We start from the raw sequence: 21,747 nt of genomic DNA, 5'->3' as shown, positions 1-21,747 counted from the left end.
CGATGAGAAAGAACCTGATTCTGGCTTCGGCTGTGACATTGGCGCTTGGAAGTGTAGCTGCGCAGGCAGAAGAGTTTGTGACCATCGGCACAGGTGGCGTGACGGGGGTTTATTATCCCACCGGCGGATCAATCTGCCGTCTGATGAACAAGAACCGCAAGGAAACCGGCGTGCGTTGCACGGTCGAGTCGACCGGCGGTTCGGTCTATAACATCAACACCATCCGCGAAGGTGAACTGGAATTTGGCGTTGCCCAGTCCGATTGGCAGTTCCACGCCCTCAATGGCACCTCCAAGTTCGAAGAAGCCGGGCCTTTCGAAGATCTGCGCGCTGTGTTTTCCGTGCACGCAGAACCGTTCAACGTGATGGTTCGTGCGGACTCGGGGATCGAACATTTTGACGATCTGGCGGGCAAGCGGGTCAACATCGGCAATCCCGGCTCGGGCCAGCGTGGCACCATGGAGGTGCTCATGGACGCCAAGGGCTGGACCAAAGACACCTTCGCCCTTGCCGCCGAGTTGAAATCTGCGGAGCAATCCAGTGCCTTGTGCGACAACCAGATCGATGCGTTCATCATTACGGCCGGTCATCCCTCGGGTAACCTGACTGAGGCTGCCACCACATGCGACGCCAAACTGGTGCCCGTGACTGGTGAGGCTGTAACGGGTTTGATCGACGACAACGCCTATTACCGTTCGGCCACAATACCCGGCGGCATGTATCGCGGCACCGATAACGACGTCGAAACCTTTGGGGTCGGTGCGACGCTCGTCACATCGGCCAGTGTTTCTGATGAGGCGGTCTATGCGTTGGTGTCGTCCATCTTCGAGAATTTCGATGATTTTCGCACCTTCCACCCGGCCTTCGCCAACCTGACCAAAGAGGAAATGGTAACGGCGGGTCTTTCAGCGCCAATCCATCCGGGCGCGCTGAAGTATTATCAGGAAAAAGGATTGGTGGAATAGCGGTGAAATTGTCGGCAATTTCTGCCCATCACAAACCCTGGCCTTTGTGACACCAAGGTGGGTGCGGCTGCGATACGTCTGGTGATCGCACCGCATTCACATCACCACTCATGCTCAAAAGTGGCCCACAACCAGTTTACCGATCAAACAGAAGGATCAACATGATAAAATCTCTAATCTCCGCAGCACTGACCTTGGCGGCATTGGCCGTTCACACACCGGCTCAGGCGGAGGATCTGGAATTCCTGCTTTACAACGACAGCAGTGAGGACCTGGTAGAATTCAACATCTCCCCCGCCTCATCCGACGATTGGCAAGATAATCTTTTGGCAGGTGGCTACCTCGCCCCTGGATATGAAATTGGCGTGGATATCGCTGACGGGCTGACGACCTGTGTCTATGATATCCGTGGCATCTTTGCCGACGGTTCCGAAGCCGAAGATTTTGCGCTGAACCTGTGTGAACTGGGTGAATATTCATTCACGGACTAGGTCAGGTTCAGTCGTAACGGCGAAAGCTCCAAGAAGTTGGGGCTTTCCACAAGCACTTGATCTGGTTGCCACCAATCAGGCCGTACAATCTGGATTGAGCTCAAACTTACATCCGCGTTTCACTATGCGGACCAAAGAATGACGTAAGAATGACGTAGTAAATAACTCAGAACGGCTCACACCCCTGGATCAAATCTCTTCCAGCAGCCCAATGAACGCATAGCCCAAGCTTATTTCCGTTTAGGAGAACAAAGTGACCGAACACATAACTCTCAGAGATGGTAGAACGCTCGCATTCAGCACTTACGGTGATCCAAACGGAACACCAGTGATTTTTAGCCATGGGTTTTCCGACTCTCACGTAATTCGTCAACCCGACGACGACCTTACCGCTTCGCTTGGAGTGCGGTGGATTGCGGCAGACCAGCCCGGTGTTGGCGGATCAAGCCCGAAGAAAGATCGCAGAATGGTGGACTGGGGCGCCGATATGGAGGACTTAGTTGACCATCTTGGCCTCGATACATTCAACGTAGCGGGCCATTCCGGAGGCGGACCCCACGCTTTGGCGGTGGCATTTCATATGCCCGATCGTGTCCGTAAGGTTGCGCTCGCTTCTCCTGTGGCTCCATTCGATGAGCCGGGCGTTACCAAAATGCTGGTATTGAAGGACCTTAAGACCATCGCGAAACTGCATCATCTGACCTTGCTGATCCGCTGGGCCGAGCGTATGGGCGCTAATAGTGCTTTGAAAGACATCCCTTCATATGTGGAATCTGTCGTTGACCAAATGCCCAACGAAGCCAAAACAATACTCCGCAATCCAGAGCAGCAAGCCTTATTCGAAGAGAACTTTCGCCTAGGTTATCTGCAACACGAGGAAGGGGTTTTCGAAATGACGATGGCTCTTTGGGATTGGGGATTTTCACCAAAGGAGATTCAGCAACCGGTTGAGATGTTTTATGGTACCGCGGACGATATCATCTCACCGGAAATGCCCCTGCATCTTTGCTCTGAGCTTCCCCGCTGTACAGCGCACGAGTGGGCGGGCGCAGGACATTACGGGTTTGTGGATCGCGAACGGTGGATCGAATTTGTCGGCGCGGTTGCCAACCTATAATAGCAAATCGACGGTGGCGACGCCCGCAGAATAAGTATGGGTTCCGGTCGAAACTCAAGCTTTCTTGCAACGTCCGCAATAGGAGAGTCGCAGCGCAACGTTCTTGCCTCCAATGGATGTCCGCTTGCCCCAGGTCGAGCTCAGCGCGTTTCTCACTTGCCGTTAAATCGCACGCGGTGCTTCTTTGCGAAGCGAGCCAACCGTATGATCGCTTTGTTTTAATCAGGAGTGAAGGTGCGCCTGAAAGATCTGAATTTCAAAGCGAGACTTGCTGGCTTTCCCTCGCGCTTGCGGGTGGATGAGCAATGTTCGATTGATTGCACTAAACAGCATCTGCGTCTCAAAGGAATTTGCCACAATAACAGCGCACCTTCGTAGCTCCGACACCTTTCAGGAACAGGCTCCGGCCAGAGATTGTCAAAAAGGAATCCTTGCTTCTCCGATCGTTTCGATAAGCGGTGCCAAGTGAGATTGGTAGTTTCGCCATTTCTCTTTTGACGAGCTGTACAACGGCTGGCGCACTTGCTGAACGCTTGCAGTTCGGACGCGCCGTTCTCCTTTGTAAAACTCGAGACAACGATGATCCCACTCGAGGTTGCAATATGCTATCAGGCGCCGTGCTTCGCACTCGATATCATCGATCAGGCTTTCATAGTGAACGGTGTGAAAGCTGCCAGTCGGGAGAACGTCCTTCCAATGATTCATAACGCGCACATAGGCGTTGAAATATCGACCCAGTTCGATCTGGTCGTAGCTGTGGAGCTGACTGCGCTGAAAAACCCGCGTGAAACAGGACAAACACGTATCTAGTGGATTGCGCGCGACATGCACGATCCGCGCGTTGGGCATGATCGCATGTATCAGGCCAACCATCAGAAAATTCGCAGGCATCTTGTCGACGATATAAGGATTGCCAGGCGCATGCGCGTTAAGCTGCTGGACATATTTCTGGCCGCGTTTTGATAGCTCCTGATCCGACAGAGCGGCGATCAGACTGCCAGTTTTCTTGTTTCCTCCGCGCAGCTGATCAGAAAAAAGCTTGTGCATATAGCTCAGTTCTCCGGCCCCGAATACGTCCGGATGGCTGGCGAGGATCGACTCTGTCAGCGTAGTTCCAGATCGGGGCATGCCAACCACAAAGATTGGCTGGCTGCTATCCACAGAGTTTTGGCGGAGTTTTTCGATCAGTTCCGGCGTAAACACAGAGATCAGATCGTCGGCTGTTTCCTCGATCTGGTCGGCATCAAAATCGATAATGCTGCGCTTCAGCGCGGCCCCCTTTGCAAAATGTTCAAAAGCGCTGTCGTAGCGCTTGAGGTCCTCATAGCATTTTCCCAACGCGTAGTGATACGATACCGATTGTTCAGGAAGCAACTTGTCGGCTTCGGGCAACGCGGCCACAAGAGCCTGAAAGTCGGGGTTATCCTCGGTAACTTTGTCCAGCCTGACCAACGCGATCTGCGCATTCAGACGCGCCTTGTCCCGTTCTGCCGCCTTGTTGAACCAGTTGCGGGCGGCGTCAAAATTGCCCCGTTCCATCTCCAGATGGCCCAATGCGATCATTGTGGCCGAGAAATCGGGTTTTAGCTCAAGGGTCTTTTCGTAATTGGCAAAACCAGCCTCGAGATCGCCAAGGTACGATTTGCAGACGGCAATATAGTGATAAGCAGGCGCGTGGCTGGGATTTATGCGCTGCGCTTTTTCAGCCTCGACAAGGGCAAGTTCATGCAGGTTTTTTTCGGTCAGAACCTGTGCAAGCCCGACATAAGCCTCGGGCTTCTTGTCATCCAGCGAAATAGCATTCCGAAAACAACGTTCGGCTTCGTCCCAATCACACTGCAAAACGTATAACCGTCCCCGATTGCGATGCAGCTCTGCGGAAACATGCCCCTTGCCAAGATAGTCATCTGCCAGATCTTTGGCCTCTTCCAGTTCGTCTGCTTCTATCAATACGGAAATTAGGTTGTTGACACTCTCCAGATAGCCCGGGCGCAAATCCAGCACCCGACGGTAGAATGAAACTGCCGCTTCCCTGTCCTCGTTGTCGCGCGCGATTGACCCCAGATTGTTCAAGGCCGCAATCAGATCGGGATTAAGGGCCAACGCCCTTTTCTGAGATGCCTCGGCTTCGGTCAGATCACCCATGTCATAATAGGCCAGCCCAAGGTTTGAATGCGCATTTGCAACCCCCGGAGCAAGCTGGACCGCGCGTTTGCCTACTTTGAGTGCTTCTTCAGGTTTTCCGTTCGTGCGCAAAACCTCGGTGAAATTCGACAGGAACCCAGCATTGTCCGGCTGCAATCGGATCGCTTCGCGCATGGCATTTTCGGCAGGCCCGGTCTGACCGGTTTGAAACGCGATTATGCCAAGCAGCTGATGCGCGGGGGCATATTCGGGCGCAGCTTTGAGCACTTGATTCAGAACCTTGACAGCTTTGTTCAATTGCCCTGCTTCAAAGGCCTGAGCCCCTTGGTTGTAGGCCTCTCCCAGGGACAACGTCTGATGTTTTGGCATTCAAGTAGCTCCAAGCTGGCGCACGGCAGCAACCTGATCTTAGGCGCCGTCAAATTGCCACATTGTGTTGCAGATTTCCTACGGATTTCCAACAGCAATAGGTCATCTTATGCAATGCATAATTGGTAGATTGCTTATATGTTAACGACTTTTTAACAGTACGTGAGCGGAGCCGATCGCGAAAACGCGGCGAGCTTCGAGAAAAAAGACAAAAAAATCTGACGGGATAGTAAATGTCTAAAAATGGGTCGAGGGCGAACGCCCTCAAGCTCCGTGGGGGGCGTCTTTTCAAGTGGAAAGGCCAAATTGTCAGTGCAGCTCCTGCTGCGTTGCTGGCGCAAGTATCGATGGTTGCACTGAGTGCCGGGCACGTGCATGCGGATACGATTTCGAATGTGGTGACGACGCCTCAGGTTTTCTCGACCGATGCGGATCACGAGGTGACGGCAAGCGGCGCGGTCGAGATTACATCTTCAACTGCCGCCGCCCTGACAATCACTACGGATTACTCCAGCACGTTTACCAATAACGGGTCGATTTCGGTCACTGCAACCGACACGGATACAGCGACGGGCCTGCGGCTGGATGGCGGTCTGCTTGAGGGCGGTGAACTGGTGAATAACGGCACCATCTCGCTGGATATTACGGGCTCTGATCCCGAAGATATTTATGCAGTGCAGGTCAATGGTGATGTCGCTGGTTCGATCGTGAACAACGGCACCATCGAAGTTGATGTGTCGTCAACCGATGGCGACATCGAAGCTTGGGGTATCTATGTCAACGGAGACCTTACGGAGACCGGTGAAATCCTCAACACCGGCACGATAAGGGTCGACGGGCTTATCAACACGTCCGCGGGAAGCACCGCATCAATCTACGGTATTGTCGTTGATGGCGATGCTGGAGGTTCCATCAGAAATACGGGCACAATCGATGTTCGCGCCAGATCCTTCGCCGACGATTACGCCTATGCTTGGGGCATCTATGTCGAGGATGATCTGCTAGAGACCGGTGAGATTGTGAACTCGGGCACAATAAAATCGGTCGCCATCACCACCAGCGACAGCACGGCATCTGCATCCGGGATTTTCGTTGACGGCGATGCGTCCGGTGTGATCGTGAACACGGGCACGCTGGACATTTTCGCATCTGCTCCATCGACCTACGAGGCAATCGCCTATGGCATTGCCGTTGATAGCGATCTGTCCGGCCGAATTGAAAACAGCGGTACAATCAAAGTAACTGCCTTGGCGGTTGAGTCCGACGCTTCGGCATATGGTATCTTCGTCGATGATGATATGCTGGAGGGCGCAACCATCATCAACAGCGGCACGATCACTGCATTCGCAAGTGCCGATACAGATGATGAAGCTTACGCCGGCGGTTTTTACCTCGAAGATCTGGTAGAAGGTACCGTAATCAACTCGGGCACGATCACCGGGACGGCGCTTTCTCTTAACACTGGTGACGAGGCGACAGCTTCGGGCATCTATATTGGCGATGACGTTTCGGGAACGGTCACCAACTCGGGGACCATGACCTTGCGCGCCGAGGCCGCCGAGGATTCTGCAACAGCCGCCGGCTTTTATCTGACCGACAACCTGAGCGGTACCATCACAAACACGGGCAATATCACGGCCACCGCCATCTCACGGGATACCGAGGCTGAAGCTTACGGCGTATACGTCGACGAAATCGCAACCGGGGACATCACAAACTCGGGCAATATCACGGTCACTGCCCAAGGCGGGATGGATGGCGGCGGGCTGTCACCGGACCAGTCAGCGGCAATCGGTGTTTACGCCAACGACATGCAGGGATCATTCTCGAATACAGGAGAGATCACCGTCCATGCGACCGGCTCTGCCGGAACACGTGCTGCAGGTATTCAATTCGACAACTTTGATGGCACGATCGACGACCTGGGAACCATCCGGGTTTCGGGCAATGACGAGGTTTATGCCGTATATCTCGGGACGGGTTCGGGTACGCTCAACGCTGATACCAAAGACGATGTTGAAGGCGTCATAAGGGTCGACGCACATAACGTAAATCTCGACGCGCAGGGCGGCAGCTCTGTGTTCCACTTTGAAGACGCCACGCCGGGTGCGGGCGCTTTCACGACCACAGTGTCCGAAGAAGGCTCAGCCTGGTTCGTACAGGATGAGGGTGGAGCAGCACCGGTATACGCCGCTGTTGATGTTGATGACTTTGCGGTTTCAGGCGACGTCGTTGCCTTTTACGGAAGCGTCGTGGGCAGCAGTGGCAACGCCCTGAACTATGAACCGTCAGAACAGGTTGCGCAGGGGTTCACCTTTGCGGGTTTCAGGCCCTTTGCGATGATCGACGCACAGTACCGTGAGTTCGATCCTGAAACCGGCAGTGACCTGGACGTTTCGCTTTTCAGTGGCAGCGCAGGGATTGCCGGTCAGATGGACAACGGCGTTGCGTTGGCTGTCGGCATGGGCGTGTTTTCGGCGGATGGAGATAACGAATCCGCAGATTTCGACACGACCGGCTTTTATCTCGACGCCGCTCTGGGGCGGCAGATTGGAGCCTATACGCTTGAAGCAGGGTTTGGTTATGGCTGGCTCTCGACAGACCGTACTCGTCAAATCAATGGCAGCGATGACGCACATGCCGACTATGACAGCAGGCTGTTGACAGCGCATATCGCGGTCGAACGCGGGTTTGACGTCAGCGGTGATTTCGGGCTGATCGGATTTGCAAACGCGCGCTATACCAACCAGAAGGACGATGGCTATACCGAAACGCGCTCAAGTGCCAACGCTACGGTGGGTGATGTCACCACCGAAGTCATCGAAGCCCAACTGGGTGTCGAAGCTGAAAAGCAGTTCGGTAATGGCGGTATCCTGAGCGGGCAGCTCAGCGGTATTCTGCGGCGCGATCTGGGAACAACAGATGCGGATGTGACCGTGTTCTCTTCGACACAGTCGCTGATCTTTGCATCTACCGATTTCACCGGCGCTCGCGTTGCGGTTGGCTACGCGCAAGATCTTGTTGAGGACATTCAGCTTGAACTGAATGCCGAACAGGAAATTGGCGACGACGCCCAAGGCCCCTTCCTGCGGGCCGGGCTTCGCTGGTCGTTCTAAACAAATCATCTCTGCGGCACCCAAGGCGGTGCCGCAGAATTCAGCTCCGGGCTGAACGACGTCGGGCTAGGTGGTGTTTCCGGCAATTGAAATCTCATCTGGACCACGGCGCGGCACGGATTTCGACGGGTTTACTCCTCATGATGTCATCATGTTATGGGCAGGGTTGATGTCAGTTTGAAGAGGCGTGAACTGGTGTGGCATGCCCCGTCTCAAACCATCTTTGATGAACTTCATGGCGCTGCGATTTCCGGCTTGCGTTTTATTGGAGATTGACCATGGATGTCGCCATGAAGAAGAAACTACTTACATGCTGTTTTGCATTTCTGGCCGTTGAGCCAGCAGATGCGGATGAAGAAAAGACAAGGCTTTGCGAGATTGTCCTGGAGAGGTTGATTTTTGAGAGCCATCTCGCTGTAGCTGTAACGCGTCATAATCTGGGGCTTAGGGTGCTCTCTGTGGAGACCGGTATTCCCACAGAGGTTTTGATTTCTGATGAGGTCGACAGCTATTTAGCTCAAGGCCAAAACGATACTGACTTGTTAGAGCAGGAATGGCGATCACTTTGTAAGAGTTAGCCTGCTCCGGGGCAGGTCTTTGCGGAAGGCTTTGACCGCAACGCCCCTCCAATTTCCGTGCATCGGGAGATTGGAATTTTTGCGAGTATAGTGGTTGCAATTCAATTAGTGTGTGTTATTTATTTAGTGTCAATAAATTAAATAGGGGAAATTAAATGCTTAAGCGACATGAAGATGCTCTTATGCAGCGGATAGATACACTTACAGAAACTGGCTGGGCATCGATCAATTGGTGGGAGCTTCGTCAGTGGTACGGGATGGAACGTATCACAAAGAAGATCTATCGTGACCTGCGAGATCGGTTCCTCGAAGAAAACGAAGGGGAACTCCATATCTACTACGGCGACGAAGCCCTGCTCCTCATTCACAATGATCGGCTCTCAACAATGTCGGAAAAGCTTGAAGAGACGGCTGAAGATTAAGGTTGATTCAGTTCGTACGCTTTCACATTCGGGAGCTGGTCGGCATCTTCACTCTGAAAGCGATTAGCGTCGGTCGCGCGTATTATGAAAATCTGCGCGAGGCCATCACTGCAGTTGCCTGATGGGACCAGAAATCACGTGGGAAAGAGGGTCGCTTCGGTGGCCCTTTTTCTTTCTGTTTCTTGGAGCATCACTCAGCGCGGCACTTGCAGAGTCGATCAGCTTGATATTCCTGCGTCTCGAAGTGTTCTTAACGTTTCTCATTCGATGCCAGTAACACTTTGCGTATGCGCCCCACAAAATTCGAGGGCCAATTTTGAAAGCAATTCCCGCCGTAGATGAATAACTCATGGTCTCTCTCGACAAAACAGGAGCGTCCTTGATGCGTGCATTCAAACAGAAGCATGGTTCGAATTCATTGGAATACCTTCCTGAATTGCCGTTGGGGCGTATGGTGCCCAAGAACCTTGAGCGACCTGCCGGATTTCTCCGTCCGGGTGAGCCGCAGTCGTTTCCTCCGCCGGACTGGGTGACGCCTCATCATCAGGGTCACATCATTTCCGTCGCTCCAACCGGTTCCGGAAAGGGAGCAAGCCATCTCATTCCCGCGCTTCTCACGTGGCAAGGCCCGGCCGTTGTGCTGGACGTAAAAGGAGAGGCCTGGGCAACGACTGCTGCGGCCCGCAAACAGATGGGGCACGAGGTCGTTCTGCTGGACCCTTTTTCGCTGTTCCCCGAGGATGACGCCGGGGCTTTCAATGTGCTGGATTTAATTGACCCCAATCGTCCCGACTTTCAGGAGGAGTGCTTCGCACTGGCAAAGCGCGTGGCCCCCGATCAATCGGTCAGTGACCCGTTCTGGGATCAAAGTGCGGTCCAGATGATCGCCGATCTGGTAGCCTATGTTTGCGGAGAGATGCCTCGGGGCCTGCGCAACCTGCCGGAAGTTGCGTATCAGGCAATGCAGTCGAACAAAGACTTTGAACTGACGGTCAAGGATTGCCGGCGGTCTGACAACACTGTCATCCGGCGGGCGCTGTCTCAGCTTTCCGGTGCGGAAGCGAAGGTAAAAGCTTCGATTGTGTCTACGGCACAGCGATGGATGCCTTCCTTTTCCAGCTCGCTTATCCAGTCTTCGATCACAAAAACAACGTTTGACCCTGCCGCTTTGGTTCGCGGTGAAAAGATCACGATCTATATCGTCGTGCCGCCGCATCGGCTGACGAATGCAGGACCAATTCTGCGCCTTTGGCTCGGCGCGTTGATGGCGCTGTTTCAAACCCGAATGACGTTGCCGCCGCGGGAAACGCTGTTCCTGATCGACGAAGCGTGGCACCTTGGCTTTCTGCCGGAATTGGAAACGGCCACGACCTTGATGCGCGGTTACGGGGTGCGTTTGTGGAGCTTTTGGCAGGATCTGGAGCAGATCTCTTCGCGCTATCCCAAGTCCTGCGCAACCATTTTGAACAATACCTCGACGATCTGCGGGTTTGGGTTTCACAATTCCGCCGCGCAAAGAGCGTTTGCCGACCGGCTGGGTTTCCCGGATTGGGCGCATAAGCCCTTGAAGCCTCGCCTTGCACTGCTGCACCGTGCAGGCCAGCGAGGGCAGTTGATTAACCTGGAACGATACTTTGAGATGGAGCCATTTCAGGGCCTGTGGCGGGCCGCACCGCTTAGCCCCACGCGATAAACTGCGGACCCTTGGCCCAGCACCAACAGAATCCGAAAGGACTCAAAGTCCTTTCGGACCGGTTTGGACCCCGGCAAACCGTTAGAGTTGAAACAGGCCAAGAAGCGTGATTTCCTGTTCTCGTGAAGGCCAGAACTCCTGATTGGTTTTAGGTGCAAATGGTTGAATCCGTGGGATGAAACATATCAAGTCGTGCCGTTTGGGTTTAGGGGTTTCGGTTGGTTTAAAAGGGGGCGGGGATGGATCGTGGAAAAGAATTTGCAGATCTTGTGCATGGCGTTTTGACGAACACTGCGAGAGGTCAGTTGACTGAAATCGCTGAGGCCGTGGGTCTGTCATATGATGCGTTCTACGCCCGGCTGCGCAACCGTGTCGTGTTTTCACCCGAGGAAGTGCGGGCATTGATCGCAGCTGTGCCAGATGCGCGAATTGTAAGCTGGGTATTGCTGAACACGGGCTATATTGCTGCCGAGCGCGGTGCCTTGGACGAGCCCAACCTGACGGAGCAAGAAAGCCTGCGCCATTCGGTTATCCGAATGCTTATTGAAGCATCGGAAGCCGCATCGCAGGTCGAGACCGCATTGCGCGACGGGCATGTGGATCATCGTGAGGCTATCCAAATTCAGCGGGACATTGAAAATGCGGAACGCGCGATTGCGACGTTGCGAGCCCATGTCGCCCGCTACCGCTGTGCATAGTTTTAAAGTGTCGACAAATGCTTGAACCCACTCATGCGCACGTGATCCAACGGTCTCGGTTAGATGAGAAAAAGGGGCGTCGGAAATCAGAGCTTTGTTGCTGAGATCGAAGTCAGCAAATGCACTTGCTGGCGGTGATGCCAAAGGGAACAAACAGAAGAGCATTCGCGGTTCAGACTTGCGCGCGAAGGATGGCAATCAATCGTTCCGTCGCGTCTGAGAGCGTGTCCTCGTCAAAGGCCGCGTATCCGAGCAACAGCCCCTGCAGTTTTTCAGGCAATACGCAATGCGCTGACAAGGCGCTGATGCGCAGGCCGTCCCGCTCGGCTCGCTTGCTGATCTCAAGATCGGACATCTGGTCAACCAGCGATGCCGTTGGCGGCACGCAGAGGTGCATTCCGGACGCGTCTGGCTGAAGGTCCAGAAGGTCCGCAACCGGGGCCAGCGCGTTTAGCAGATGGCTCTGACGCCGGGCATAGACCCGCCGCATTCGCCGCAGGTGCATGGCAAACTCGCCGCTGTTCATGAACGCAGCCAAAGCCGGTTGCGGGATCAAGGAGGCGCGCGGGCCGACGCGGCGAAGATAGGCCACCGTGCTGCGCAGAAAGCGTTTGGGAACCACCAGATACCCGATCCTCAGCGCCGGACTTACCAGTTTTGAAAAGCTGCCGAGGTAAATCGTGTTGTTCAGACCGTCCAGCCCCGAGAGCGAGGGCAGGGGGTGCCCTCGATATCGGAATTCACTGTCGTAATCGTCTTCGATTACGACGGCACCGGTCTGCTGTGCCCAATCCAATAGGGCGACCCGGCGGGACAGGGGCAGGCTTACGCCCGTAGGATAATGCCGCGATGGGGTGATGATCGTGGCGCGTATGCCGCTTGGAATGCGCTCGATATCCATTCCGTCCTGATCGATGCGGACGGGATGGGCGCTGTTGCCCGTGTCGGCAAGGATTTTGTGCAGTTTGGGCCAGCAGGGGTCTTCAACCGCGACCTGTATGCCTGCGCCAAGCAGGCCGTGGAAAATTACCTCAAATGCTTCGCGTGCACCCGAAGTGATCACCACCTGACCGGGATCGCAGGACAGGTGACGCCACGCAGTAAGGTGGTCCGAGATCGCCTGACGTAACGGATGCCAGCCCAAAGGGTCCGGGCGGGTCAGAAGCGCCGGCGACGGGCTGCGCCAGGCGCGCTCAAGGTAGCGAGCCCACTGCCGGTGCGGCAGCAGGGTTTGATCGGGCAACCCGGTTTGAAAGGGGCGCCATTCCTCGGCCACCGGACCGGCCGGTCGGGGGATCGGCTGTGGCTGCGACAGATGGGTGATTTCGCTGGCCACAAAAGTGCCACTGCCCTGCCGGGTGACCAGATACCCTTCGCTGATCATTTGATCATAGACCGCCTGCACCGTCGTGCGCGAGATCGAAAGCTCGGACGCCAGCGTTCGACTGGCGGGCAGGCGCGCACCGACCAGATTCGGAGACTTTGAGACAATGGACCGTAACGCATCCAGCAACTGCGCCTGCAATGACGTCTTCAGCGACGTATCCAGTGAGATCGCAAACAGGTCTCGATCCAAATTGGCCTTAGAAAAAGTTTCAAAATTGGACATTTGCTGACATCCAATATCCGGGCATTACGGTCATAGCAAGAACAAACCCGAGCTATGACTATGAACGAGACACTGGATATCACCGATAGAACGCGCCTGCGCAGATCGCACGAGCGGGGGCATTTCGACCGCGCCACGATCAACCAGATTCTGGACGCGCAGCCCATGTGCAGCGTGGGATATGTGATCGATGGCAGGCCTTTTGTCACGCCAACCCTGCAATGGCGCGAGGGCAATCACGTCTATTGGCACGGCTCCTCGGCCAGTCGCGCCCTGCGCAATGCGCGCGATGCACAGGTGTGCCTGTCGGTGGCGATCCTTGATGGTTTCGTTTTGGCCCGGTCGGGTATGCACCATTCGGTCAATTCGCGCTCGGTCACGCTGTTCGGATCGGCATTCAAGGTCGAAGACCCTGAGGAAAAACTGCAAAAGCTTGCCAGGTTCGTGAACGGCCTGTTTCCGGGGCGCTATGAAGGTCTGCGGCCGGATTACGCGCAGGATTTGAAGGCGACAATGGTGCTGGGCATGGAGATTTCCGAAGGCAGCGCCAAGATTCGTACCGGCGGGCCCAAGGATGACGAAGAAGATTACGGCCTGCCGATCTGGGCCGGAGTCATTCCCGTCAGCACCAAGGTCGGAGACCCTATCCCCGATCCCCGCAACATCGAGGGTGTCCCGGTGCCCGCGCATGTGCAGTCTTTTCAGTTGTAGGGCAGTGACATGACAGACCTTTCTGTAAATCTGAACGTTGCAGCCCTGCTTCGAAACCGGCGGGAACATCCGTGGCCGGATGTGGTGGATCTGGCCCGGATCGCCCTTGCAGCGGGTGCTGCTGGTGTGACGGTGCATCCCCGGCCAGACGAACGCCATACCCGGCCCGGCGATGTGCGGGCGCTGCGGGTGCTGCTTGATGCAGAGTTTCCGGACCGGGAGCTGAATGTCGAAGGTTATCCCGATCCCCGGTTCCTGTCGCTTGTTCACGAGGTTCGCGCCGATCAGGTGACGCTTGTGCCGGATGATCCCGCGCAGGCGACAAGCGACCATGGCTGGGATTTCGAAACGCAGGGCGCGATGCTGGCAGAGGTGGTTGCCGGGCTTAAGAGAAACGGCCATCGTGTGTCGCTGTTCAGCGACCCGGACGCGGCGCATATGGATCATGCGGCCCAGACAGGGGCGGATCGGGTCGAGCTTTACACTGGCCCGTTTGGTGGTGCCCACAGCGATCCCGTTGCTGAAGATCGGGAGCTTGAACGCCTGGCCGAAGCAGCAGCTGCAGCCAAGCGGCAGGGCCTGCAGGTCAATGCGGGTCACGATCTGACGGTTAGCGGGACGCGCAAGCTGACTACCCGCATCCCGTCGATTGCAGAGGTCTCTATCGGCCATGCGCTGTTCTGCGATGCGCTAACATTCGGGATGGCCGAAACTGTCCGCCGTTATCTGGGGTCCTGTGCATCTGCCGATGGATGAAGGCTGCCGGGGAACAGTGCCGTCGAATAGGGCAACGTTGAAAGCAGGAATGCACCTCGCCCTGGGTACGCGCACGCGCCTTGCCCGGCGAGTAAGCTTGCCGCCTGTTCGAAGCGCGTCACGCTGAGGGCGTGCTTTCGCGTTCGTGGTGGCTGAAAATCAACTGGCTGGACTGGAACTCGGACCTGAAGTCCGCCGTTCGGCCGGACAGCGCGCCGTAGAATTTCAGCAGGCCGGGTTCGATGTGACGCGCCTGCGCAATGCAATCTTCGCAGATCGCCTCGACCTGATCCGGTGGCTGACGACCCCGAATGGCCTCAATCAGTTTCCTGTGGGTTGCGCCCAGCTTTTGGAATGCGGGCGTGTCCAGCATGGCCTTGTCGCCTACCAGAACAAAGACAGGCTCCAGATCGGTGCGACCCTTGAGGTCGACATACCCGGCCTCGAGCATGGCCATGTCGTGCCTGGTTTTTTCGTAAACCGTACAGGAAACCAGGATGTCATAGTCGACATGGCGGCAGCTTTGTTCGATCCGCGCGGCGACGTTCACCACATCCCCAATCACGGTGTAGTTGAACCGGCGTTTGGACCCGATATTGCCGACGCAGGCCCGACCGGTCGCACAGCCCGTGGCCAGGGCAATCGGTGGCCGCCCCGCCATGACGTCCGAGGCATTGAAGTCGGTCAACGCCTGCCGCATCAACAGCGCCGCCTGCGCCGCGCGGCAAGGGTGATCCTCGACCGGAAGCGGCGCGTTCCAGAAGGCCATCACCGCATCGCCGATGAATTTGTCGATGGTGCCGCGCTCCAACAGGATCTGATCTCCGATCTGTGAAAACAACTGGTTCAGCAGGGTGACAAGATCTGTGGCCGACACCGACTCGGACAGTGGGGTAAACCCCCGGATATCGGAAAACATGACCGTGATTTCCTGTGTTTCGCCGCCCAATTGCAGCTGATGGCCCGTCCCCTCCATCTCATCCAGGATTTCGGGCGCGACATAATGCGAAAAGATCTGCCGGATCACCCGCTTTTCCCGCTCGGTCGAAATGAACAGATATCCTGCGAGAAGGCCGAAATTGGCCATGCCTCCCGCTAGCGGAAAGGTGACATCGAACAGAACCAGCTGGTTCTGAAACGCCAGCCAACTGATGGCAAGAACAACCGCTGCCGAGGCGCCGCCCGCCACGAACGAGGCCACCGCGCCGAACCGGGCCATGACAGCCGTGACCACGACGCCCAGAGTGACAAAAGACAACAGCTCAAGGGCGGCGGTTACATCCGACCGGCTTAGCATTTCCCCGGTCAGGATCTGTTCCAGGATTTGCGCGTGGATCGTCACGCCCGGAACCGATTCACCCAACGCCGTCTGGTGCATGTCGAACAGCCCTGCGGCCGAGGTGCCGACCAGAATGATCCGGCCCTCGATTTCGGCGCGTATGGCGGGATCGTCCTGCATCTGCATGATGTCGTCGGCCGACAGGTACAGATCCGGGTTGTCGCGCCTGTACCGAACCCAGATTTCACCGTTTTCCGTGGTCGGCAGCCGAAACTCTCCGATCTCGACCGCCAGCATGATGCCGGCTTCGTCCGGCGTACCCTCGGCAATGACGATGGATTCGTCCAGCGCGACCCTGAGGGCTTCGATGCCCAGCCCCGGCAGCGCCCCGTCCGGGCCACCCCAAAGGACGGGAACGCGGCGTATGATGCCCATGCCGCCCAGAGGCGAAACATTGACCCCGCCGATGCCCGCCGCGCTGCGATCCAGCGGCGGGGCAGGGGGCGTCCAATGCGGGACCGAGACCAACCCCGCAGTTGGCGTTTCCCCGATTTCGATGATCCCGGCGTGGGGCGTGACGGCCCGTCCGTCACCGGATTGCCGGGCGGCTGCCCCCAGAACAACTGGCCAATTTGCGATTTCCAGCGCGAACAGCACGTCATTGTCCAGTTTCGAGGCGTGGTGGTCCACCGACACCACACCAGCAAGCGCCGGATCATTCAGCAGCCGCGCGGGTGAGAATCTGTCGGGTTCTATGAACAACATGTCAAAGGCGATCGAGGCGGCGCCGTATTCGCCCAGGTTCCTGACCATCTGCGCCAGCAGGGTTCTGGGCCAGGGCCATTGCCCCCAGTTGGCCAGCGACTGTTCGTCGATATCCACCACGCGCACCGGAAGGTCGGGGTTGTATTCGCGCGGTGAAATGCGCTGCAACAGATCAAAATAGATCAGCCGGGTCATCCGCACCGGGTAAGGGTCAAGGACCCTTATGAAGCACCCGAACAGGATCAGTCCAAGCCCTACAAGCTGAAAGGCTCGTCGTCGCCCCGTTCTTTCCCTGGGCTTTCCGGTCACGTTAGCCTCCGAATGCCGTGGTCAGCCCTGAACGTGCGGGCGTTGTCACGACATCGCCTGAACTGGTGTCATCTAGCGGGGCCTGCATGTCTTTAGCCGCCGCTGTTACCGCCATTCCCGTCAGCTCCTCCGCCGCCGGGGGTGCCCCCGAATCCTCCGGTGCCGCCACCGATTGTGCCGCCGCTTCCCGGACCGCCACCGCCCGAGCCGCCACCGATCGAGCCGCCGCGCCCATCCCCGCTGCCGCTGCTGGCTCCGATATTGCCGCCAGTGCCGTTGTCACTGCCGGTGCCGCTGCCAATGTTGCCGCCATTGCCCTGACCGACGCTTTGCCCCGAAGGGGGGGCGCTGCGCGGTTCTGGTGCTGCGGCGCTCTGGACGCTGCCTGATTCAGGATCAGGGCGGGTGTCACGCGCCTCTGACCGTTGTGGCAGAGGCGGGGACTCCGTCCCGCAGCCTCTGAAATCGACTTGCAGAGGCACCAGCAACTGTTCCTGCGACTGAACAAACGGGAACCCGTTTTTCAGCGCCTCGTCATAGCTTTCCTGATCGATAGGGCGTCCTACATTGCCAGCTTGCGTCGTTGCCAGCAGGCTGCACTGGCGCGCGGCTTCGCGGCAATTGCCGCTTTGGCCGCACATTTCTACCCGACCTTGCAGAACCAGCATGGCGCTTTGCGTGCCGGGTACGACCCAAAGGTCAAAAGTTGTGCCCCGCACGGCCATGGTTGCGGTCGGCGTGTTGATGGAATAGGCGCGCTTTTTGCTTTTTCCGGAAATAAACCGGAAGCTGCCGCCCAATGCCTGAACCGCGAAACTCTTGGCCTTTCGATTGCCGCGCAGCATCGTGACGTCCAGCATCATCCGCGCGTTCGGGCCGATGGCGATTTTGGTTTCGTCAACGAAGACAAGTTGAACCACACCGCTGCGGTCGGTTGATATGGAGTCGCCCGAGGCAACCTCCATACCGGTCCGCAACGGCTGGGTTTTCCCTGCGCGCGTGATTTGTGCGCCTTGTTTGACGCCGATGACTTTCCCGATTTCAGCTAAAACCTGCGATGGCAGTACCAAAACACAGCAAACAACAAGTAACGATCTCAACCAGAACAAAACCAGCTTCCTTCCCCCACAGGTGGTCTCGGGCGTATTACGCCCGTGCTCGGTTTTGCCTCAAAAATTCAATTACATGAATTTGAAATTATTAAATCCATACAAATATGCCTTAAAACCTGCGTATCTGGCAAGTTTTCTGTGCGAGATGAGTCGATAACCGATTGAACGGGTGTCGGCTGGCTTACCGACCTTCCCGAATCCAGCGCGCGGCTTTTTCCGCGATCATCAGGGTCGGAGCGTTGGTGTTGCCGCTGGTGATCTCGGGCATGATGCTGGCATCGACCACACGCAGACCCTTGATGCCCTTGACCCTCAGATAGGGATCGACCACCGCGGTCGGATCATCCACGCGCCCCATCTTTGCAGTGCCGACAGGGTGGAAGATGGTGCTGGCGATGTCGCCCGCCAGCTTGGCCAGTTCCTTATCTGTCTGGAACTGAACGCCCGGCTTCCATTCCTGCGGGTTGTATTTTTGCATCGCCGGTTTGGACATGATTTCGCGCACCTGGCGCAGGCTGTCGGCGGCGATCTGGCGGTCGTCGTCCGTGTCCAGATAGTTCGGCGCGATCATCGGCGCGTCGGTGTACTGGTTCGATCGGATGCGTACATGGCCACGGCTGGTCGGGTTCAGATTGCAGACGCTGACGGTGATGGCGGGGAACTCGTGCAGGTCTTCACCGAATGCCTCAAGGCTCAGCGGCTGGACGTGGTACTCCAGGTTTGCATGGGCACGGCTTGGATCGGATCGGGTGAAGGCCCCCAACTGGCTGGGCGACATGCTCATCGGGCCAGAGCGTTGCAGCGCGTATTGCAGGCCGATCCTGGCCTTGCCCAAAAGGCTGTTGGCCAGCGTGTTCAGGGTCTTGGTCCCGTCCACCTTGAATACCGCGCGGATTTGCAGGTGGTCTTGCAGATTTTCCCCAACGGCGGGTGCGTCCAGCACCACGTCGATACCGTGGGATTTCAGAAACGCGCCGTTGCCGATGCCCGACAATTGCAGGATCTGGGGCGAGTTAATCGCGCCGGCGGACAGAATGACCTCGGCCGAGGCGTTCACGGTCACCGGTTGCCCCGCACGGCGCACAACTGCGCCGGAACATCGGGTCGCGCCATCAGGGGTGGTGTCGAAGGTCAGACGCTCGACCTGTGCTTCGGTCCAGATAGTCAGGTTCTGACGCTCTTTTGCCGGGCGCAGGAAGCCTTTCGAGGTGCTCCAGCGCCAACCCGATTTCTGGTTCACGTCGAAATAGCCAACCCCGGCATTGTCGCCCGCGTTGAAGTCGTCGGTGGATTCGATTCCGGCCTCTCTGGCAGCCTCGGCAAAGGAATCCAGCACGTCCCAGCGCAGGCGCTGTTTTTCCACGCGCCATTCGCCGCCATGCCCATGCAGGTCCGAGAACCGGCCGTTGTCGCCGGTTTCCGGATCGGCGCCATTGTCCAGCTTGTAATGGTTTTCATGCGCCTTGAAGTCCGGGACCGAGTTGTCCCAGCTCCAGTCCTCTTCACCGCTCAGTCTGGCCCAGTTGTCATAATCCCGCGCCTGACCGCGCATGTAGATCATGCCGTTGATTGAGGAACAGCCGCCCAGTGTCTTGCCGCGCGGATAGCGCAGGGTACGGCCGTTCAGACCCTTGTCGGGCTCGGTCTGATACAGCCAATCGGTGCGCGGGTTGCCGATGCAGTACAGATACCCGACAGGGATGTGAATCCACGGGTAGGTGTCCTTTTTACCGGCTTCCAGCAGCAGCACCCGTTTGGACGGATCCTTGCTGAGGCGATTGGCCAGCAGGCAGCCTGCGGTGCCGGCCCCTATGACGATGTAGTCAAACGTTTCAACAGACATGGTCAGGCTCCGGGGTCAGTAAGTTGCGGGCAAAGGGGGCGCAATCAAGGGGCCCTCCGACCGGCGCTGCAGGATACCGAGCCATGTATCTTTGGCAACGCTCTTGCTGCGTGCGTCGCAGGTTTTCTGCTTGGTGATCGGGCTTTTCAGATCTTCGCCGTTTTCATTTTTTCCCTGAGCTGGAATTTCTGGATTTTCCCGGTTGATGTCTTGGGCAGGTCCGTAAACACCACGGCCTTGGGCACCTTGAAACCGGCCAGATGTTCCCGGCAGAACGTCATGATTTCATCGCCCTCTGCGTGGTGGTCCGGTCGCAATTCGACAAAGGCACAGGGCACCTCGCCCCATTTGGGGTCGGGCTTGGCCACGACGGCGGCGGCCAGAACGGCGGGGTGACGGTAAAGAACCGCCTCGACCTCAACTGACGAGATGTTTTCGCCGCCCGAGATGATGACGTCCTTCAGCCGGTCCCGGATCTGCATGTAGCTGTCTGGATTGACCACAGCGGCGTCTCCGGACCAGAAACGCCCGTTGTCGAAAGCCTCGGCTGTGGCGTCGGGGTCCTTGTAATAGCCCTTCATGACCGTATTGCCGCGAATGGCGATCTCGCCCTGAGTTTCGCCATCCCTCGGGACGGTTTCCCCGCTGTCGCGGTCAATGACCGAAACGGAATCGACCATTGGAAAAGCAATGCCCTGTTGCGCTTGCAGACGCGCCTGCTCCGCCGGGCTTTCGGCGTCCCACGCCTCTTGCCACAGGCACTGAGAGATGTGGCCGTAGGTTTCCGTCAGGCCATAGACCTGCATGACATCCAGCCCCATTGCCTTTGTTTTCTCAAGCACCGAAGGCGGTGGCGGTGCGCCAGCGGTCATCACTTTGATCGCCGGGTCGAAAGGGGCGCTTTCGCGGCTGTCCAGTTCGGCCAGCATCTGCAGCACAATTGGTGCCGCACCCAAATGGGTCACGCCATGTTCGTGGATTGCAGTCATGATCTTGTCCGCGGCGGGTACGCGGGTGAACACCATGGTGCCGCCCTGCAGCGCCATCACCCACGGGTGCCCCCAGCCGTTGCAATGGAACATCGGCACAACGGACAGGTAAACCGGATAGCTGGGCATCTGCCATGCGGCAACGGTACCAAGTGCCATCAGGTAAGCGCCGCGGTGGTGATACACCACGCCTTTCGGGCGCCCGGACGTGCCCGATGTATAGTTCAATGCGATTGCATCCCATTCGTCGTCGGGCAGAGCCGAACCATCGTGTCCGCCTTTGTTTAGAAGTTCGGAATAGTCCTGACCGCCGAGGCTTTCTCCACCCGCCGCATTGGGGTCAGCGATTTCCACAACCGGGATCTCACGACCCAGCAGGGCAAAAGCTTTGGCTAAAAGCGGTACGAGTTCACGGTCGACAATCACCAATCTGGTGTCGGCGTGGTCCAGAATATAAGCAATCGTCTCGGGTTCCAGCCGCGTGTTCAGCGTGTTCAGAACGGCACCGGACAGGGGCACTGCGAAATGGAGTTCGAACAGCTCGGGAATGTTGGGGCAGAGCACGGAAACCGTGTCGCCCTTGGCGATGCCCATTTCAGCCAACCCCCGCGCAACGGCGTGCGAGCGCCGGACGACCTCGGCCCAATCACGCCGAAGGTCTCCGTAGATAACGGCCGTGCGGTCTCCGTGCAGCGCCGCCGCGCGGTTCAGGAATGACAACGGGGACAGCGGCACATGGTTCGCCGCTGTCTTTCCCATCGCTTCAAAGTGTTTTTGCAT

17 protein-coding genes are annotated in these 21,747 nt (G+C 57.1%); 11 read left to right on the top strand and 6 right to left on the bottom strand.

The window, feature by feature from the left end; all coding sequences use genetic code 11:
- Positions 1-2: 2 nt before the first annotated feature.
- From ACR0DO_RS12810 to ACR0DO_RS12800, 3 genes are all read left to right on the top strand, one after another.
- Positions 3-965 carry a TAXI family TRAP transporter solute-binding subunit gene (locus ACR0DO_RS12810; RefSeq protein WP_480559221.1) on the top strand — a complete coding sequence of 321 codons (963 nt, stop codon included), beginning with the start codon at positions 3-5 and terminating at the stop codon, positions 963-965.
- A gap of 161 nt (positions 966-1,126) precedes the next feature.
- The gene (locus ACR0DO_RS12805; protein ID WP_480559219.1) at positions 1,127-1,456 is read left to right on the top strand and encodes a hypothetical protein; all 330 of its coding nucleotides are present in this window, start codon (positions 1,127-1,129) and stop codon (positions 1,454-1,456) included.
- A gap of 253 nt (positions 1,457-1,709) precedes the next feature.
- Entirely contained in the window at positions 1,710-2,573 is an 864-nt protein-coding gene (locus ACR0DO_RS12800) for an alpha/beta fold hydrolase (RefSeq protein ID WP_480559217.1), read from the top strand.
- A gap of 417 nt (positions 2,574-2,990) precedes the next feature.
- Here the strand turns inward: ACR0DO_RS12800 and ACR0DO_RS12795 are convergent, their stop codons facing one another.
- On the bottom strand, positions 2,991-5,087 hold the full coding sequence (locus tag ACR0DO_RS12795; RefSeq protein WP_480559215.1) for a tetratricopeptide repeat-containing sulfotransferase family protein: 2,097 nt from the start codon (positions 5,085-5,087) through the stop codon (positions 2,991-2,993).
- 347 nt (positions 5,088-5,434) lie between these two features.
- Between ACR0DO_RS12795 and ACR0DO_RS12790 the strand changes: the two genes are divergently transcribed.
- The 5 genes from ACR0DO_RS12790 (at position 5,435) to ACR0DO_RS12770 (ending at position 11,594) form a co-directional block, all read left to right on the top strand.
- Complete coding sequence (locus ACR0DO_RS12790; protein WP_480559213.1) at positions 5,435-8,203, top strand: autotransporter outer membrane beta-barrel domain-containing protein; 2,769 nt, start codon at positions 5,435-5,437, stop codon at positions 8,201-8,203.
- Between the two features lie 278 nt (positions 8,204-8,481).
- Positions 8,482-8,781: a hypothetical protein gene (locus ACR0DO_RS12785; protein WP_480559211.1), complete on the top strand. Its 300-nt coding sequence runs from the start codon at positions 8,482-8,484 to the stop codon at positions 8,779-8,781.
- A gap of 155 nt (positions 8,782-8,936) precedes the next feature.
- On the top strand, positions 8,937-9,203 hold the full coding sequence (locus tag ACR0DO_RS12780; protein WP_480559209.1) for a hypothetical protein: 267 nt from the start codon (positions 8,937-8,939) through the stop codon (positions 9,201-9,203).
- A gap of 349 nt (positions 9,204-9,552) precedes the next feature.
- The gene (locus ACR0DO_RS12775) at positions 9,553-10,896 is read left to right on the top strand and encodes a type IV secretory system conjugative DNA transfer family protein (protein ID WP_480559207.1); all 1,344 of its coding nucleotides are present in this window, start codon (positions 9,553-9,555) and stop codon (positions 10,894-10,896) included.
- Positions 10,897-11,135: 239 nt separating this feature from the next.
- Complete coding sequence (locus ACR0DO_RS12770) at positions 11,136-11,594, top strand: phage regulatory CII family protein (protein WP_480559205.1); 459 nt, start codon at positions 11,136-11,138, stop codon at positions 11,592-11,594.
- 172 nt (positions 11,595-11,766) lie between these two features.
- On the opposite strand, the gene pdxR is transcribed toward ACR0DO_RS12770, so the two are convergent.
- Positions 11,767-13,203 (bottom strand): MocR-like pyridoxine biosynthesis transcription factor PdxR, encoded by a 1,437-nt coding sequence (gene pdxR, locus ACR0DO_RS12765; protein WP_480559203.1) that lies wholly within the window; start codon positions 13,201-13,203, stop codon positions 11,767-11,769.
- A 60-nt stretch (positions 13,204-13,263) separates the two neighbouring features.
- On the opposite strand from pdxR, the gene ACR0DO_RS12760 reads away from it, so the two are divergent.
- Together ACR0DO_RS12760 and ACR0DO_RS12755 are read left to right on the top strand one after the other, a co-directional pair.
- Complete coding sequence (locus tag ACR0DO_RS12760; RefSeq protein ID WP_480559201.1) at positions 13,264-13,914, top strand: pyridoxamine 5'-phosphate oxidase family protein; 651 nt, start codon at positions 13,264-13,266, stop codon at positions 13,912-13,914.
- A gap of 9 nt (positions 13,915-13,923) precedes the next feature.
- Positions 13,924-14,670, top strand: a complete 747-nt coding sequence (locus tag ACR0DO_RS12755; RefSeq protein WP_480559199.1) for a pyridoxine 5'-phosphate synthase — start codon at positions 13,924-13,926, stop codon at positions 14,668-14,670.
- Between the two features lie 118 nt (positions 14,671-14,788).
- Here the strand turns inward: ACR0DO_RS12755 and ACR0DO_RS12750 are convergent, their stop codons facing one another.
- Positions 14,789-16,909: a CHASE2 domain-containing protein gene (locus tag ACR0DO_RS12750; RefSeq protein WP_480559197.1), complete on the bottom strand. Its 2,121-nt coding sequence runs from the start codon at positions 16,907-16,909 to the stop codon at positions 14,789-14,791.
- Positions 16,910-17,115: 206 nt separating this feature from the next.
- A complete protein-coding gene (locus ACR0DO_RS12745; RefSeq protein WP_480559195.1) occupies positions 17,116-17,943 on the bottom strand; it encodes a FecR family protein in 828 nt (275 codons plus the stop codon).
- Between the two features lie 19 nt (positions 17,944-17,962).
- On the opposite strand from ACR0DO_RS12745, the gene ACR0DO_RS12740 reads away from it, so the two are divergent.
- Positions 17,963-18,292, top strand: a complete 330-nt coding sequence (locus ACR0DO_RS12740; RefSeq protein ID WP_480559193.1) for a hypothetical protein — start codon at positions 17,963-17,965, stop codon at positions 18,290-18,292.
- Between the two features lie 24 nt (positions 18,293-18,316).
- On the opposite strand, the gene ACR0DO_RS12735 is transcribed toward ACR0DO_RS12740, so the two are convergent.
- Positions 18,317-19,978 (bottom strand): GMC family oxidoreductase, encoded by a 1,662-nt coding sequence (locus ACR0DO_RS12735; protein ID WP_480559191.1) that lies wholly within the window; start codon positions 19,976-19,978, stop codon positions 18,317-18,319.
- Between the two features lie 146 nt (positions 19,979-20,124).
- A complete protein-coding gene (locus ACR0DO_RS12730; RefSeq protein ID WP_480559189.1) occupies positions 20,125-21,747 on the bottom strand; it encodes an AMP-binding protein in 1,623 nt (540 codons plus the stop codon).

This window comes from Ruegeria sp. AM9, assembly GCF_056540565.1.
The sequence above is the reverse complement of the archived record's forward strand: the minus strand, read 5'-3'. Positions and strand labels throughout refer to the sequence as shown.